This window comes from Streptomyces sp. NBC_00012 (assembly GCF_045040875.1).
In the GTDB taxonomy this organism is placed as follows: domain Bacteria; phylum Actinomycetota; class Actinomycetes; order Streptomycetales; family Streptomycetaceae; genus Streptomyces.
In genome coordinates this window covers 7,117,607-7,133,194 of record NZ_CP108309.1, presented here as the reverse complement: position 1 = coordinate 7,133,194, position 15,588 = coordinate 7,117,607, and the positions used below count along the sequence as shown (strand labels likewise).

Annotated in this window: 15 protein-coding genes; all 15 read right to left on the bottom strand. The window is 70.4% G+C overall.

Going from position 1 to position 15,588, the window contains the following annotated elements; genetic code table 11:
- Positions 1-52: 52 nt before the first annotated feature.
- Positions 53-2,632 carry a RelA/SpoT family protein gene (locus OHA19_RS32665; protein WP_405752503.1) on the bottom strand — a complete coding sequence of 860 codons (2,580 nt, stop codon included), beginning with the start codon at positions 2,630-2,632 and terminating at the stop codon, positions 53-55.
- A gap of 168 nt (positions 2,633-2,800) precedes the next feature.
- Complete coding sequence (locus OHA19_RS32660) at positions 2,801-3,352, bottom strand: adenine phosphoribosyltransferase (RefSeq protein WP_405752500.1); 552 nt, start codon at positions 3,350-3,352, stop codon at positions 2,801-2,803.
- Positions 3,352-4,455, bottom strand: coding sequence for a protein translocase subunit SecF (gene secF / locus OHA19_RS32655; RefSeq protein WP_405752498.1), 1,104 nt, complete (start codon positions 4,453-4,455; stop codon positions 3,352-3,354). Before secF ends, OHA19_RS32660 begins: the two co-directional genes overlap by 1 nt.
- A 1-nt stretch (position 4,456) precedes the next feature.
- Positions 4,457-6,211: a protein translocase subunit SecD gene (gene secD / locus OHA19_RS32650; RefSeq protein WP_405752496.1), complete on the bottom strand. Its 1,755-nt coding sequence runs from the start codon at positions 6,209-6,211 to the stop codon at positions 4,457-4,459.
- 146 nt (positions 6,212-6,357) lie between these two features.
- Positions 6,358-6,837, bottom strand: coding sequence for a preprotein translocase subunit YajC (gene yajC / locus OHA19_RS32645; protein ID WP_405752493.1), 480 nt, complete (start codon positions 6,835-6,837; stop codon positions 6,358-6,360).
- A 165-nt stretch (positions 6,838-7,002) separates the two neighbouring features.
- Complete coding sequence (gene ruvB / locus OHA19_RS32640; protein ID WP_405710781.1) at positions 7,003-8,076, bottom strand: Holliday junction branch migration DNA helicase RuvB; 1,074 nt, start codon at positions 8,074-8,076, stop codon at positions 7,003-7,005.
- Between the two features lie 85 nt (positions 8,077-8,161).
- Complete coding sequence (ruvA, locus tag OHA19_RS32635) at positions 8,162-8,788, bottom strand: Holliday junction branch migration protein RuvA (RefSeq protein WP_405710783.1); 627 nt, start codon at positions 8,786-8,788, stop codon at positions 8,162-8,164.
- Positions 8,785-9,357, bottom strand: a complete 573-nt coding sequence (ruvC, locus tag OHA19_RS32630; protein WP_405710785.1) for a crossover junction endodeoxyribonuclease RuvC — start codon at positions 9,355-9,357, stop codon at positions 8,785-8,787. The genes ruvA and ruvC overlap by 4 nt, the downstream gene beginning before the upstream one ends.
- A gap of 124 nt (positions 9,358-9,481) precedes the next feature.
- Positions 9,482-10,234 carry a YebC/PmpR family DNA-binding transcriptional regulator gene (locus OHA19_RS32625; RefSeq protein WP_405710787.1) on the bottom strand — a complete coding sequence of 251 codons (753 nt, stop codon included), beginning with the start codon at positions 10,232-10,234 and terminating at the stop codon, positions 9,482-9,484.
- A 61-nt stretch (positions 10,235-10,295) separates the two neighbouring features.
- Positions 10,296-10,889 carry a pyridoxal 5'-phosphate synthase glutaminase subunit PdxT gene (gene pdxT, locus OHA19_RS32620; protein ID WP_405710789.1) on the bottom strand — a complete coding sequence of 198 codons (594 nt, stop codon included), beginning with the start codon at positions 10,887-10,889 and terminating at the stop codon, positions 10,296-10,298.
- A gap of 6 nt (positions 10,890-10,895) precedes the next feature.
- Entirely contained in the window at positions 10,896-11,816 is a 921-nt protein-coding gene (gene pdxS, locus OHA19_RS32615) for a pyridoxal 5'-phosphate synthase lyase subunit PdxS (protein ID WP_405710791.1), read from the bottom strand.
- A 169-nt stretch (positions 11,817-11,985) separates the two neighbouring features.
- A complete protein-coding gene (locus OHA19_RS32610) occupies positions 11,986-12,483 on the bottom strand; it encodes a hypothetical protein (RefSeq protein ID WP_124719377.1) in 498 nt (165 codons plus the stop codon).
- A gap of 124 nt (positions 12,484-12,607) precedes the next feature.
- Positions 12,608-13,768: a glycosyltransferase family 4 protein gene (locus tag OHA19_RS32605; protein ID WP_405710793.1), complete on the bottom strand. Its 1,161-nt coding sequence runs from the start codon at positions 13,766-13,768 to the stop codon at positions 12,608-12,610.
- Positions 13,765-14,700 carry a phosphatidylinositol mannoside acyltransferase gene (locus tag OHA19_RS32600; RefSeq protein ID WP_405710795.1) on the bottom strand — a complete coding sequence of 312 codons (936 nt, stop codon included), beginning with the start codon at positions 14,698-14,700 and terminating at the stop codon, positions 13,765-13,767. Before OHA19_RS32600 ends, OHA19_RS32605 begins: the two co-directional genes overlap by 4 nt.
- Positions 14,697-15,371 carry a phosphatidylinositol phosphate synthase gene (pgsA, locus tag OHA19_RS32595; RefSeq protein ID WP_405710797.1) on the bottom strand — a complete coding sequence of 225 codons (675 nt, stop codon included), beginning with the start codon at positions 15,369-15,371 and terminating at the stop codon, positions 14,697-14,699. Before pgsA ends, OHA19_RS32600 begins: the two co-directional genes overlap by 4 nt.
- Positions 15,372-15,588: the final 217 nt, after the last annotated feature.

Sequence of the window (15,588 nt, the reverse complement as noted above, 5' to 3'; positions counted from 1 at the left end):
GTCCGCCGGCGGCGGAGGCCGGAGCCTCACCGCCGGCGGGTGCCGGTCCGTGCTACGGCCTGCGGGCCGAGGTCACCCGGTAGACGTCGTAGACGCCCTCCACGCCGCGTACCGCCTTCAGTACGTGGCCGAGGTGCTTCGGGTCGCCCATCTCGAAGGTGAAGCGCGAGGTGGCCACCCGGTCCCGGGAGGTCTGCACGGCCGCCGACAGGATGTTGACATGCTGGTCGGACAGGACGCGGGTGACGTCCGAGAGCAGCCGGGACCGGTCGAGGGCCTCGACCTGGATGGCGACCAGGAAGACCGAGGACTGGGTCGGCGCCCACTCGACCTCCAGGATCCGTTCCGGCTGCTGCGACAGCGAGTCGACGTTGACGCAGTCGGCACGGTGCACGGAGACGCCGCTGCCCCGGGTGACGAAACCGATGATCGGGTCGCCGGGGACGGGCGTGCAGCAGCGGGCCAGTTTGACCCAGACGTCGTCGACGCCCTTGACGACCACGCCCGGATCGGCGTTGGAGCGGCGCTTGTTGCGGCTGCGCGAGGGCGGCGAGCTCTCGGCGATGTCCTCGTTGGCCTCGTCCTCGCCGCCGAGCGCCTGGACCAGCTTCTGCACGACCCCGGCGGCCGCGACATGTCCCTCTCCGATCGCCGCGTACAGCGACGAGATGTCGGGGTAGCGCATCTCGTGGGCCAGGGTGACCAGGGAGTCGCCGGTCAGGATGCGCTGGATCGGCAGGTTCTGCTTGCGCATGGCACGCGCGATGGCGTCCTTGCCCTGCTCGATCGCCTCGTCGCGGCGCTCCTTGGAGAACCAGGCCCGGATCTTGTTGCGGGCGCGGGGCGACTTGACGAAGCCCAGCCAGTCCCGGGAGGGTCCGGCGCCGGCCGCCTTGGAGGTGAAGACCTCCACCAGGTCGCCGTTGTCGAGCGTCGATTCGAGCGGCACGAGCCGCCCGTTGACCCGTGCTCCTATCGTCCGGTGGCCGACCTCCGTGTGCACCGCGTACGCGAAGTCGACCGGCGTCGCACCCGCGGGCAGCGCTATGACGTCGCCCTTGGGTGTGAAGACGAAGACCTCGTTGCGGGAGAGGTCGAAGCGCAGCGACTCCAGGAACTCGCTGGGGTCCTCGGTCTCCTTCTGCCAGTCCAGGAGCTGGCGCAGCCACGCCATGTCGTTGACGGTGTCCTGGCTCCGGCCGCCGCCCGTGTTCTTGGGGACGTCGGTGCGCACCTTGGAGGCGCCCGCGACGGCCTCCTGCTTGTACTTCCAGTGCGCGGCGATGCCGTACTCGGCGCGGCGGTGCATGTCGAAGGTGCGGATCTGGAGTTCGACGGGCTTGCCGCTGGGACCGATCACCGTGGTGTGCAGCGACTGGTACATGTTGAACTTGGGCATCGCGATGTAGTCCTTGAACCGGCCGGGAACCGGATTCCATCGCGCGTGGACGGTGCCGAGCGCCGCGTAGCAGTCGCGGACCGTGTCGACAAGTACCCGAATTCCCACCAGGTCGTAGATCTCGGCGAAGTCCCTGCCCCGCACGATCATCTTCTGATAGACGCTGTAGTAGTGCTTCGGCCGCCCGGTGACGGTGGCCTTGATCCGGGCGGCGCGCAGGTCGGCCTGGACCTCGTCGGTCACTATGGCGAGGTATTCGTCGCGCTTGGGGGCCCGCTCGGCGACGAGACGGACGATCTCGTCGTACATCTTGGGGTAGAGGATCGCGAAGGCGAGGTCCTCCAGCTCCCACTTGATGGTGTTCATGCCCAGGCGGTGCGCCAGCGGGGCGTAGATCTCAAGCGTCTCGCGGGCCTTCTTCTCCTGCTTCTCCCGCTTGAGGTAGCGCATGGTGCGCATGTTGTGCAGCCGGTCGGCGAGCTTGATGACCAGGACCCGGGGGTCCTTGGCCATGGCGACGACCATCTTGCGCACGGTCTCGGCCTGGGCGGCCTCGCCGAACTTGACCTTGTCCAGCTTGGTGACGCCGTCGACGAGCAGGGCCACCTGGTCACCGAAGTCGCGGCGCAGGGTGTCCAGGCCGTATTCGGTGTCCTCGACCGTGTCGTGCAGCAGCCCGGCCATCAGCGTGGCCGGGTCCATGCCCAGCTCGGCGAGGATCGTCGTGACGGCGAGCGGATGGGTGATGTACGGGTCGCCGCTCTTGCGCTTCTGGCCGCGGTGCCAGCGCTCGGCGACCTGGTAGGCGCGCTCGATCTGACGCAGCGTGGACGTCTCGATCTTGGGGTCGTTGCTGCGGACCGCGCGCAGCAGCGGTTCGAGGACCGGGTTGTACGGGCTGGAACGCTGCACGCCGAGACGGGCCAGCCTGGCCCGCACCCGGCTGGACGAGCCGCCGGAGCGGGTCGCGGAGGCGCTCGGCGGGACCGGTCTGGCCGCGGGCTTCGCGGGGGGCTTCGGGGCGGACGCGGCCGGGGAGACGGGTGCGGTCGGCTGGACGGGGGAAGCGGGCGCGGCCCCGGGCGCCGGGCCGCTCGCCCGGTCCGGGCCCGAACCGGGCTCGGGGGCCGGGGGCTTCGGCTTGTCCGCGGGCTGCTTCTTCCCGGGCGTGGCTGAGGCCGCCGCGGGCTTGTCGGGCTGCGGGGCGGCGACTGGCTGGGCCTCGTCTGGCAAGAGCGCTCCTCGTGCGGATCCGGGTACCCGGAGAGGCCATCGTATCGACCCTGCGGCCGGTCCTCCCCCGCGGACCGTGAGACTCCTGACAACGCGGGACGGGCACCCGGTTGTTCCCGGGTGCCCGTCCTGTTCGCACGATCCGCTGCCGCGTACGGTCGGTGCTGCTCAGACCGTGATCAGAACCTCCAGCGGCGCGCCCCGCAGGCCCTGCTCCAGCCGGGCCCGGCCGGGGAGGAAACCGAGCTCCATGAGCACCGCGACGCCCGCGACCTCGGCGCCGGCCCGCCGGATCAGCTCCAGCGAGGCCTCGGCGGTGCCGCCGGTGGCGAGGATGTCGTCGATGACCATGATCCGGTCGTCGGCGGACAGGTCCTCCGCGTGGATCTCGATCTCGGCGGTGCCGTACTCCAGCTCGTACGCCTGGCTGAGCGTGGCTCCGGGCAGCTTCCCCGCCTTGCGGACGGGTACGAAGCCGAGCCCGGCCCGGACCGCGACCGGGGCGGCCAGGATGAAGCCGCGTGCCTCCAGGCCGACGACCTTCGTGGCGCCGTGCCGTACGCACAGCTCCGCGAGGGTGCCGGTGAGGGCCGCGAACGCCGTCGGGTCCGCGAGCAGCGGGGTGATGTCCTTGAACAGCACACCCGGCTTCGGGTAGTCCGGGACGTCGCGGATCCGGCTGAGCAGGAGCTCGCGGGTGCTCTCGGTGGTACTGGTCATCAACGCTTCCCCGGGGTCCGGCCGTGGCCCCTGGGGGGCTGCTGGCGCTGGCCGACGACCGCGGCGGCGGGGGCGGCGTCCCGCGGGTGGTCACCGTCCGACTGCTCGTCCTCGGCGGACTCGCCCTTGGCGGCGGCAGCCGCGCGCTTGGCGAGGACCCGCTTCTTCAGAGCCTTCATCTGCGGGTCGCGTTCCTTGAGGTCGGCGACGAGCGGGGTGGCGATGAAGATCGAGGAGTACGCGCCGGCCGCGAGGCCGACGAACAGCGACAGCGAGATGTCGTTCAGCATGCCGGCGCCGAGGACGCCACCACCGATGAAGAGCAGACCGGCGACGGGGAGCAGGGCCACGACGGTGGTGTTGATGGAACGGACCAGCGTGCCGTTGATGGAGCGGTTGGCGATCTCACTGTACGTCCAGCGGGTCTGCTTGGTGATGTCCCCCGTGCTCTCCCTGAGGCTGTCGAAGACGACGACCGTGTCGTAGAGGGAGTAGCCGAGGATGGTCAGCAGACCGATCACGGTGCCCGGGGTGACTTCGAAGCCGACCAGGGCGTAGATGCCGACCGTGATGGTGATGTCGTGGATCAGCGCGACCAGGGCCGCGATGGCCATGCGCCACTCGAAGGCGATGGCCAGGTAGATCACGACGAGGACCATGAAGATGCCGAGGCCCGTCCAGGCCTTGTTGGCGATCTGCTCACCCCAGCTGGGGCCGACCAGGTCGGCGGCGATCTTCTCCGTCGGGATGTCGAGGTCCTTGGAGAGCTGGTCCTTGATCTGGTCGGACTTCGCGGTGTCGACTCCGCTGACCTGAATACGCAGACCACCGCTGTTGCCGAGCTTCTGGACGATCGCCTGGTGACCGGATGCCTCCGTCGCCAGATCCTCCGCCTCGGAGACGCTGACGCTTGTCTTCGGGGTGGTGAAGACCGCGCCGCCCTTGAACTCGATGCCCATGTTCAGGCCGCTGACCGCCAGGCCGACGATGGCCGTGATGGTGATCAGGATCGAGATCCCGTACCAGATCTTGCGCTTGCCGATGAAGTCGTAGCCGACTTCGCCGCGGTAGAGACGGGCGCCGAGACTGCCGAGTCGCGACATCTCACGCCTCCTTCGGGTGGTCGGTGGGGGCGTTGACACGGCGCGAGCGGCGCAGCGGCGGCTTGGCGCCGAGCCGCTTCGGGTCCAGACCGGACCACGGGTGACCGCTGGAGAAGAACTTCGTACGAGCCATCAGCGTCATGACGGGCTTGGTGAAGAGGAACACCACGACCACGTCGAGCAGGGTGGTGAGTCCCAGCGTAAAGGCGAAGCCCTGGACCTTGCCGACGGTGACGACGAAGAGCACCGCGGCGGCGAGGAACGACACGAAGTCGGAGACCAGGATGGTGCGCCGGGCGCGCGGCCAGGCACGCTCGACGGCCGGGCGGAGCGTACGGCCCTCGCGGATCTCGTCGCGGATCCGTTCGAAGTACACGATGAAGGAGTCCGCGGTGATACCGATGGCCACGATGGCGCCGCAGACCGCCGGGAGGTTCAGCGCGAAGCCGATGGCCGGGCCGAGCAGCGACATGATCGTGTAGGTCAGGATGCCGGAGACCAGGAGGCTCAGGAGCGCGATGAACGCGAGGCCCCGGTAGTAGGCCACCAGGTAGATGACCACCAGGGCCAGACCGATGGCACCGGCGATCAGACCGGCCTGGAGCTGCTCACCGCCGAGCGCGGCGGTGACCGTGGTGACGCTCTGCTCCTTGAACGAGAGCGGGAGCGCACCGTAGGAGAGCACGTTGGCCAGGTCCTCGGCGGACTGCTGGGTGAAGCTGCCGGAGATCTCGGCGCTGCCGCTCAGTGTCGTGCGCACGGAGGGCGCGGAGACGACCTCGCCGTCCAGGGCGATGGCGAACTGGTTCTGCGGGGGCTGCTGCGCGGAGAGCTTCTTGGTGATCGTCTGGAACTGCTTGGAGCCCTTCTTGGTGAACTCCATGTTGACGACCCACATGCCGCGCTGGTCGAAGCCGGCCTTGGCGTTGTCGACCTCGGTGCCCGACACCTCGGACGGGCCGAGGACGTACTTCGCGTCACCCTCGGAGCTGCATGCGACGACCGTGTCGGTGGGCTTGGCGCCCCGTGCGGCCTCGGCGCGGGACGCCTTGCTGGAGCAGTCGAGCGCCGCGAACTTCTTCTGCAGCTCGGCGGCGGCCTGGTCGGCGGCGGACGCCGACGGCGTGGCGTCGGCCTTGGGCGTGGCGTCCGCCTTCGGCGTGGTGCTCGCCTTCGGCGTGGGCGTGGAGTCGGCCTTGAGGGCGCCGGTGACCGCGCGGCCCTGGGTGGTGGCGCTCGCGCTCGGGGTCGACGAGGCCTTCCCCTTGTCCGCGGTGGGGGCGCTCGGGCTGCCGGACGGGGTGGGCTTGCCGGACGACGAGGCGCTGGGCTTCGGGGTGGGCGTGCCCTGGGCGACGGTCAGCACCGGCCGGAAGTAGAGCTTGGCCGTGGTGCCGACCTGCTCCCGGGCCTGGGCGGAGTTCGTGCCCTTGGGGATGTTGACGATGATGTTGCGATCGCCCTGTGTCTGGACCTCGGCCTCGGAGACGCCAAGACCATTGACACGGCGCTCCATGATCTGGACGGCCGTGTCCATGTTGGTCTTGTTGATCGCCGATTCCTGGCCCGGCTCGCTCTTCGCCTCCAGCGTGATGGACGTGCCGCCCGCCAGGTCGATGCCCAGCCGTGGGGTCGGCTGATCGGCCAGGAACATCCCGCCGGTGAGCGCGACCATGGCGATCAGGATCAGAGCCAGGGAACGCCCCGGCCTGCCCTGACCGCCGGCCGGCGCTCGCCTCTTCTTCGGTGCTGCCACCTTCTCGTTTCTCCCTGTCCAACCGCCCCGCGCCGGGTACGCGCCCGAGCGGCCACGAAGTGTAGTGGGGACCCGCCCCCGCAGAAGATCGCACGGACCGGGGAACGCCGGACGCCGGTGGGCTCACGGCATTCCCCGGGCGTGGCTTACTTCGCGTCGGCCTCGCCGTCGTCCTTGCCCTCGGACTTCTTGCCGGACTCCGCGTCCTTCGGCTCGGCGTCGTCGGCCTTCTTGCCGAGGTCGATGCGCGCGTCGTCCGGGGCGTCCTTGTCGGCATCGGCCTCGGTCAGCGAGGAGGCGTCGTCCGGGACGACGGTGCCGTCGAGGTCGAGGCCGCTCTCGTCGTCGCCGTGGACGATGCGGTTGTACTCCGCGTCGTCGAGGACGGCGCCGATGGCGTTCTTGGCGTAGATGGCGTGGACGCCGGGCGCGATCTCAAGGAGAACCGTGTCGTCGTGCAGCTCCTTGACTGTGGCGTACATGCCCCCGATCGTCCGGACGCCGGTGCCGGGCTGCATCTCGTTGCGCATCTGGGCGGCGGCCGCCTGCTTCTTCTTGGCGGACCGCGTCATCAGGAACATGGCCCCGATGAGCACGATGAAGGGGAGGAGAGTCACGGGATTCACGGGACGAGTTTCCTTCGCACGACCGCGCTGGAAGGCGGCCTGTATCTACGGGGGTGGGTACACCGACCTGTAAGGGCGGCATCGGCGGAGTCTAAGCGAGTCCGCATCGATGGAACAACGCCCGGAGTCGCCCGGCGGTTCCTGCGCCGGTCAACCTGTGACAGATCACGCCCCGAACAGGCCCTGTTGTCCCTTTCCGCCTTGCGGCGGAGGCACCAGACCCAAATGGGCCCAGGCGGCGGGGGTCGCGACCCGCCCCCGCGGCGTCCTGGCCAGCAGTCCCTCCCGGACCAGGAAGGGTTCCGCGACCTCCTCGACGGTCTCGCGCTCCTCCCCCACGGCGACCGCGAGAGTGGACAGCCCGACTGGTCCGCCGCCGAAGAGCTTCAGCAGGGCACCGAGCACCGCACGGTCGAGCCGGTCGAGGCCTCGGGCATCGACCTCGTACACCCCGAGGGCGGTGGCGGCGACCGGACGGTCGATCTTTCCGTCGGCCTTGACCTGGGCGTAGTCCCGGACGCGGCGCAGCAGCCGGTTGGCGATCCGGGGGGTGCCGCGGGAACGGCCGGCGATCTCGGCGGCGCCGTCCGCGTCTATCTCCACGTCGAGGAGGCGGGCGGAGCGGTGGATGACGCGTTCCAGCTCGGTGGGTGCGTAGAACTCCATGTGGCCGGTGAAACCGAAGCGGTCGCGCAGCGGCGGCGGCAGCAGTCCGGCCCGGGTGGTCGCGCCGACCAGGGTGAAGGGCGGCAGTTCCAGCGGGATCGCGGTGGCTCCGGGGCCCTTGCCGACGATGACGTCGACCCGGAAGTCCTCCATCGCCATGTAAAGCATCTCCTCGGCCGGCCGCGACATGCGGTGGATCTCGTCGAGGAAGAGGACCTCGCCCTCCTGGAGGGAGGAGAGGATCGCGGCGAGATCGCCCGCGTGCTGGATGGCCGGGCCGGAGGTGATCCGGATCGGGGCGCCCATCTCGGCCGCGATGATCATGGAGAGGGTGGTCTTGCCGAGGCCGGGGGCGCCGGAGAGCAGGACGTGGTCGGCGGTGGCGCCACGGGCCCGGGCCGCCTTGAGGACCAGGTCGAGCTGTTCGCGCACCTTCTCCTGGCCGACGAATTCGTCCAGGTCCTTCGGTCGCAGTGCCGCTTCGACCGCGGTGTCCTCACCGTCCGCGTCGGCGTGGACGAGGCGCTCGTCGAGCCGCTCGTCGGTGTCGGGTCCGGTCTCGTCCCAGTTCATTCAGTCTGTCCCGCCTCGGGTGTTTCGGTGCCGTGCGGTGCCCGGCCCGGCGTCGGGGGTGGTCCCCGGGGGTGTGGCGCTCCGGTCAGCGCGCGCGGTTGAGGGTCTGGAGCGCGGCGCGCAGCAGCTGCGGCACGGGGGCCCGTCCGCCCTCGGCGATGGCCGCCTCGGCCTGGGGCGCGACGGCGGTGACCGCCTCGTCGGCCTCGCGGGTGGCGTAGCCGAGGCCGATCAGGGCGGCCTGGAGCTGATCGCGCCAGGAGGTGGTGACGGCGGTGCCGATGCCCTGGCGGCCGATGTGGGCGCCGACGGGCTCGCCGAGTCTGTCCTTCAGTTCGAGGAGGAGTTTCTGCGCGCCCTTCTTGCCGATGCCGGACACGGCGGTCAGCGCCTTCTCGTCGCCGGTGGCGACCGCGGTGCGCAGGGCGTCCGGGCTGTGGGTGGCGAGCATGGCCTGGGCGAGCCGGGGCCCTACCCCGCTGGCGGTCTGGAGCAGCTCGAAGACCTGCCGCTCGTCGTCGTCGGCGAAGCCGTAGAGGGTGAGGGAGTCCTCCCGTACGACGAGGGAGGTGGCGAGCCTGGCCTCCTGGCCGATCCGGAGGGCGGCGAGGGTGTTCGGCGCGCACTGGACGGCCATGCCGATGCCGCCGACCTCGATCACGGCCGTGGTCGGGGCGAGCGCGGCGACGGGGCCGCTGACGAAGGCGATCATCGGGGGACCTTCCGGACGGGGACTGCGGGTGTACGGGGGACGCGCGGGGCGCGGGCCGCGGCGGCTGCCGCGTGGGCCTGCTGGAGGCGGTTGACGGCGGGGGCACGCCAGATGTGACAGATGGCGAGGGCGAGGGCGTCGGCCGCGTCGGCCGGTTTCGGCGGGGCGTCGAGCCGCAGCAGCCGGGTGACCATCGCACCGATCTGTGCCTTGTCGGCGCGGCCGCTGCCCGTGACGGCCGCCTTGACCTCGCTGGGGGTGTGCAGGGCGACGGGGATGCCGCGGCGCGACGCGCAGAGCATGGCGACGGCGCTGGCCTGGGCGGTGCCCATGACCGTACGGACGTTGTGCTGGCTGAACACCCGCTCCACGGCGACGAATTCGGGCCGGTGCTCGTCGAGCCATTCCTCGATGCCGCGCTCGATGGCGACCAGCCGGTGGCCGAGCTCCGCGTCGGCCGGGGTGCGCACGACCCCGACGCCGAGCATCGTCAGGGGGCGGCCGGCGACGCCTTCGACGACGCCGACACCGCACCGGGTCAGCCCCGGGTCCACACCCAGCACCCGCATGGAAGGCCCCCTCCGTACCGATCGGTCAACTGTTCCCGCAGGCTATCGGCTCGCACTGACAATGCGACGGGCCGACGGGGTGTGTCCCCGTCGGCCCGTCGCTGAAGGCTGCGCAGAGCGCGGCTCAGGCGTCGACCTTCTCCATGACCTCGTCCGAGACGTCGAAGTTGGCGAAGACGTTCTGCACGTCGTCGCTGTCCTCCAGCGCGTCGATCAGCTTGAAGATCTTGCGCGCGCCTTCCTCGTCCAGCTCGACCTGCATGGTGGGCAGGAAGTTGGCCTCGGCGGAGTCGTAGTCGATGCCGGCCTCCTGGAGCGCGGTACGGACCGCGACCATGTCGGTGGCCTCGCTGACGACCTCGTACGTGTCACCGAGGTCGTTGACCTCCTCGGCGCCCGCGTCGAGGACCGCGTCGAGGACATCGTCCTCGGTCAGCTCGCCCTTGGGAACGATGACGACGCCCTTGCGGTTGAAGAGGTACGAGACCGAACCCGGGTCGGCCATCGAGCCGCCGTTGCGGGTCATCGCCACACGCACGTCGGAGGCGGCACGGTTGCGGTTGTCGGTGAGGCACTCGATGAGCACCGCGACACCGTTCGGGCCATAACCCTCGTACATGATCGTCTGGTAATCGACGCCGCCCGCTTCGAGACCGCCACCGCGCTTGACCGCGGAGTCGATGTTCTTGTTCGGTACGGAGCTCTTCTTCGCCTTCTGGATCGCGTCCACGAGGGTCGGATTTCCCTCGGGGTCCACACCGCCGGTGCGGGCCGCGACCTCGATGTTCTTGATCAGCTTCGCGAAGAGCTTGCCGCGCTTGGCATCAATCACGGCCTTCTTGTGCTTCGTCGTAGCCCATTTAGAGTGGCCGGACATCTGCCTTCTCCTTCGCGTCACCAAAAACGATTCGAACCCGAGAGATCCTACCGGGATCGAATCAGCCGACTGCGCGCACCATGTCCACGAACAGCGCGTGAACGCGGTGGTCTCCGGTCAATTCCGGGTGGAAAGACGTGGCCAGGGCGTTTCCCTGACGTACGGCGACGATATGGCCGCCGTGCTCCGCCACCACCTTGGCCTGCGCGCCGACCGACTCCACCCAAGGGGCGCGGATGAACACGCCCTCCACGGGTCCGTCCTCGATGCCGGCGACCTCGACGGCCGCCTCGAAGGACTCGTTCTGCCGCCCGAAGGCGTTGCGGCGCACGATCATGTCGATCCCGCCGACCGTCTCCTGGCCCGAGCGCGGGTCGAGGATCTTGTCGGCGAGCAGGATCATTCCGGCGCAGGTGCCGTAGACGGGCATGCCGTCCCGTACCCGCTCGCGCAGCGGTTCCAGCATGCCGAACAGGGCGGCCAGCTTGGACATCGTGGTGGACTCGCCGCCGGGGATGACCAGGCCGTCGACCTCGGCGAGTTCCTCGGGACGCCGGACCGGCCTGGCCAGGGCGTCAGCCGAGGCCAGGGCGATCAGGTGTTCCCGTACGTCGCCCTGGAGAGCCAGGACTCCGATCACAGGGGTGTCGCTCATCAGTGATTACCAGCCACGGTTGGCGTAGCGCTCGGCCTCGGGCAGGGTGTCGCAGTTGATGCCGACCATGGCCTCGCCCAGGTTCCGGGAGGCGTCCGCGATGATCTTCGGGTCGTCGTAGAAGGTGGTGGCCTTCACGATCGCGGCGGCGCGCTTGGCCGGGTCGCCGGACTTGAAGATGCCGGAGCCGACGAAGACGCCCTCGGCACCGAGCTGGCGCATCAGCGCGGCGTCGGCGGGGGTGGCGACACCGCCCGCGGAGAACAGCACGACGGGCAGCTTGCCGAGCTCCGAGACCTCCTTGACCAGCTCGTACGGGGCACGGAGCTCCTTGGCGGCGGCATACAGCTCGTTGTTGTCGTAACCGCGCAGACGGGCGATCTCGTTCTTGATCTGGCGCAGGTGGCGGACCGCCTCGACGACGTTCCCGGTGCCGGCCTCGCCCTTCGAGCGGATCATGGCCGCACCCTCGGCGATCCGGCGCAGGGCCTCGCCCAGGTTGGTCGCGCCGCAGACGAACGGGGTGGTGAAGGCGAACTTGTCGCTGTGGTTGACCTCGTCGGCCGGGGTGAGGACCTCGGACTCGTCGATGTAGTCGACGCCGAGGGACTGAAGGACCTGGGCCTCGACGAAGTGACCGATACGCGACTTCGCCATCACCGGGATGGAGACGGCCTCGATGATCTCCTCGATCATGTTCGGGTCCGACATCCGGGCCACGCCGCCGTCCTTGCGGATGTCGGCCGGAACCCGCTCCAGGGCCATGACGGCCACGGCGCCCGCGTCCTCGGCGATCTTCGCCTGCTCGGCGTTGACGACGTCCATGATCACGCCGCCCTTGAGCTGCTCGGCCATGCCGCGCTTGACGCGCGCGGTGCCGGTGGCCGGGGAGTCTGCGGGCTGCGGGGTGGTGGGAAGCGTGGACATGGATCGACCTCACTCGGAGAAAAAGTTGCTGAAAAGCGCTGCTTCGCGCAGTCCTGAGCAAACTCTCCGGGAGCAGTCCACTGCAAGGGCCAATGGCAGGCCGGTGGATCGTTTTGAACGCGTACGGGACGACATGTGGCCCCCGTCACGCCCGAATGCGGCGGTCCGGTCAGCTGACGGGGCGGTCCGCAAGGGCCACCGGCGGTTCGTCGTCCATCTCGAAGGCCAGCGGGAAGGGGGCGTGTCCGGCCAGCCGGAACCACCGCACCTTGCGGTGCCGGCGCAGCGCGCGGGCCGCGCGCACCGCGTCGTTGTGGAACCGCCGGGCCATCGGGACGCGGCGCACGGCGGCGGCGAGTTCGAGCGCCGCCTCCTCACCGCCGGGGATCTCCTTCACGGCCTCCACCTGCGCCGGCTCGCCGAAGACCGCCCGCAGCGCGGTGCTCAGTTCGCTCTCCGCGACCTCGCGGTGTTCCTCCTCCGCCTGGCGGGCGGCGTGCGCGGCCTCGTACAGGACGATGGAGGCGGCCGGATCGAGGACACCGGACGTGGCGAGTTCCTGGGTGACCGACGCACGGCGCAGGAGTTGCGCGTCGAGGGCGGCCCGGGCGGCGTCGATGCGGGTGTGCAGCCGGTCCAGCCGTCCGGCGGTCCAGCTGAGGTACATACCGATCGCGACGACCGCGACGGCGATCCAGATGAGGGTTTCGATCACGGGCGGCAAGGCTACCGGTGGGGCACGGACGGCGTGGCCGCCCGGCCCCGGATCCCCGGCCCCCGGTCGGCGGCCCTCACTCCCGCGCCAGTCCGAACCGGGCGCGCAGCCCCGTGCGCTCGTCGGCCGCCACCGAGGCCGCGCCGTCCGTCACCGTCTCGTACACCGCCAGGATGTCCGCCCCGACCGTCGACCAGTCGAACCGGCGCACATGCGCGGTGCCCCGCTCGCGCAGCTCCGCACGCCGCTCCGGGTCCCCGAGCAGCCGGATCGCCGCCGCGGCCAGCGCGTCCGCGTCCTCGTTGGTGAAGAGTTCGCCCGCCGCGCCCAGATCCAGCACCTGGGCGAAGGCGTCCAGGTCGCTGGCCAGGACCGGGGCACCGGCCGACATGGCCTCGACCAGGATGATCCCGAAGCTCTCGCCCCCGGTGTTGGGTGCCACGTACACGTCGACGCTGCGCAGCAGCCGCGCCTTGTCCTCGTCGCTCACCATGCCGAGGAACTCGACCCGCTCGCGCATCGCCTCGGGCAGTGCGGCGACGGCCTCCTCCTCGTCGCCCCGGCCGGCCACCAGCAGCCGGGTGTCCGGGCGGGCGGCGAGAATCGCGGGAAGCGCCCGCATCAGGACCGGCAGGCCCTTGCGGGGCTCGTCGATGCGCCCGATGAAGCCGATCGTGCCTCCCTGCCACTCGGCCCTGGGCTCGGCGGCGGCGAAGAAGCCGACATCGACGCCGTTCGGGATGACGACCGCGTCCCCGCCCAGGTGCTCGACCAGGGTGCGGCGCGCGTACTCGCTCACCGCGATGCGCGCGCTGATCTTCTCCAGTGCCGGCTGGAGGATCGGGTACGCCGCGATCATGGCCCGGGAGCGCGGGTTGGACGTGTGGAACGTGGCGACGATCGGCCCCTGCGCGGCCCAGCAGGCCAGCAGCCCCAGCGACGGCGAGGTCGGCTCGTGGATGTGGATCACGTCGAAGGTGCCGTCGTGCAGCCAGCGGCGCACCCGGGCGGCCGAGAGGAAGCCGAAGTTCAACCGGGCGACGGAGCCGTTGTACGGGACGGGCACGGCCCTGCCCGCCGTCACCACGTACGGCGGCAGCGGCGTCTCGTCGTCGGCGGGCGCCAGCACCGACACCTGGTGGCCCAGCCGGATCAGGTGTTCGGCCAGGTCGCGGATGTGGAACTGCACACCGCCCGGTACGTCCCAGGAGTACGGGCACACGATGCCGATCTTCACGTCCGGTCCTCCCGGGGCTCCAGATCGGCGAGCCAGAGCCGTTGCAGCATGTGCCAGTCCTCCGGATGGTCGGCGATTCCGACGGCGAAGGCATCGGCCAGCGCCTGTGTCATCGAGGACGTCTTCTCCGTACGGTCACCTGACTCGGGCGGCTCGACCGGCGCATGGATCCGCGCCTTCATCACGGGCGTGTCGTCGTAACTAAGTGTAACCGGAAGCAGCAGCGCCCCGGTCTGCTGGGCCAGCAGCGCGGGCCCGGCGGGCATCCGCGCGGTGTCGCCGAAGAAGGTCACCTCGACGCCGGAGGCGGACAGATCGCGGTCGGCGACCAGGCAGACCAGCCCGCCCGCGCGCAGCCGCCTCGCCAGGGTGCCGAACGCCGCCCCGCCGCTGTGCGGCAGTACCTCCATGCCGAGACCCTCGCGGTAGGCCACGAACCGGTCGTACAGCGTCTCGGGCTTGAGGCGCTCGGCGACCGTGGTGAAGGGCACCTTGAGATCGGTGGTGACCCAGGCTCCCGCCAGGTCCCAGTTCCCCAGGTGCGGCAGGGCGAGGATGACGCCGCGGCCGGTGTCGAGGCCGTCGGTCAGCCGGTGCGCGTCGGTCACGTCTATGGACGCCTTGATCCGTGCCGGACTCCAGGTTGGCAGCCGGAACGACTCCATCCAGTAGCGCATGTACGAGCGCATCCCGGCCCTGGAGAGTTCGGCCAGCCGGGCGGGTGACGCCCCGGGCACGACCCGTGCCAGATTCGACTCCAGCCGCAGCACGCTCTTGCCGCGCCGCTTCCACACCTGGTCGGCGATGGTGCGGAAGAGAGCCCGGGCGACCGGCTCGGGGAGCTTCTTGACGGCGCTCCAGCCGAGGCCGTACAGCCCGTCGGTCAGCCGGTCCCGCAGACCGTTGCGCGGCTGGGCCGGATCGTCGCTCACTGTGCGGTCCCGCTCCCCGGCCGCGCGGCGGCGGCCTCGGCCGCGTCGGCCTCCGCGGACTCTCGGCGCACGGTCACGACCCGCTGCACCAGCGTGATCAGGCTGCCCACGGCGACGATCCACAGCGCGATCGGCAGCAGGACCTGGATGCCCGGGACACCGAACTTGTGCAGGCCCGCGAATCCGGCCGCGACCAGCGAGATCACCAGCCGCTCGGCGCGCTCCACGAGACCGTTGACCGCGACCGGCAACCCGATCGACTCGCCGCGCGCCTTCGTGTACGAGACCACCTGGCCGCTGGCCAGACAGAAGATCGCCACCGCGCAGAGCACGTTGTCGTCGCCGTTGCCCGCGTACCAGAGCGCGAATCCGCCGAAGATCGCCCCGTCGGCGACCCGGTCCAGCGTCGAGTCCAGGAACGCGCCCCAGCGGCTGGAGATGCCGGCCTGCCGGGCCATGTTGCCGTCGACGAGGTCGGAGAAGACGAAGATCGTGATGACGATCGTGCCCCAGAAGAACTCCCCCATCGGGAAGAAGACCAGCGCACCTGCCACCACCCCGGCCGTACCGATCAGAGTGACCGCGTCGGGGCTCACGCCCAGACGGAGCAGCAGTGCGGCGAACGGTGTGAGGACACGCGTAAAAAATGCACGCGCGTACTTGTTCAGCATGGCCTTCCCGAGGGTCGGTGGGCCGAGCGGCCCCTACGGCCACCGGCTGGCCCATCGTAGTCACGCCCGCCGGACTCCACCGTCCGGGCACCCGGCGTCGCGCGGCGGCGTGCCATGTATGGACGCGGCCCGGCACGAGTGGAAAGCTCGAATTACCGCGGGCGTCGCCGTAGCCGCCGCGGCGGCTCCCCAGTGCCCGTGCAGCTCTCCCCACACC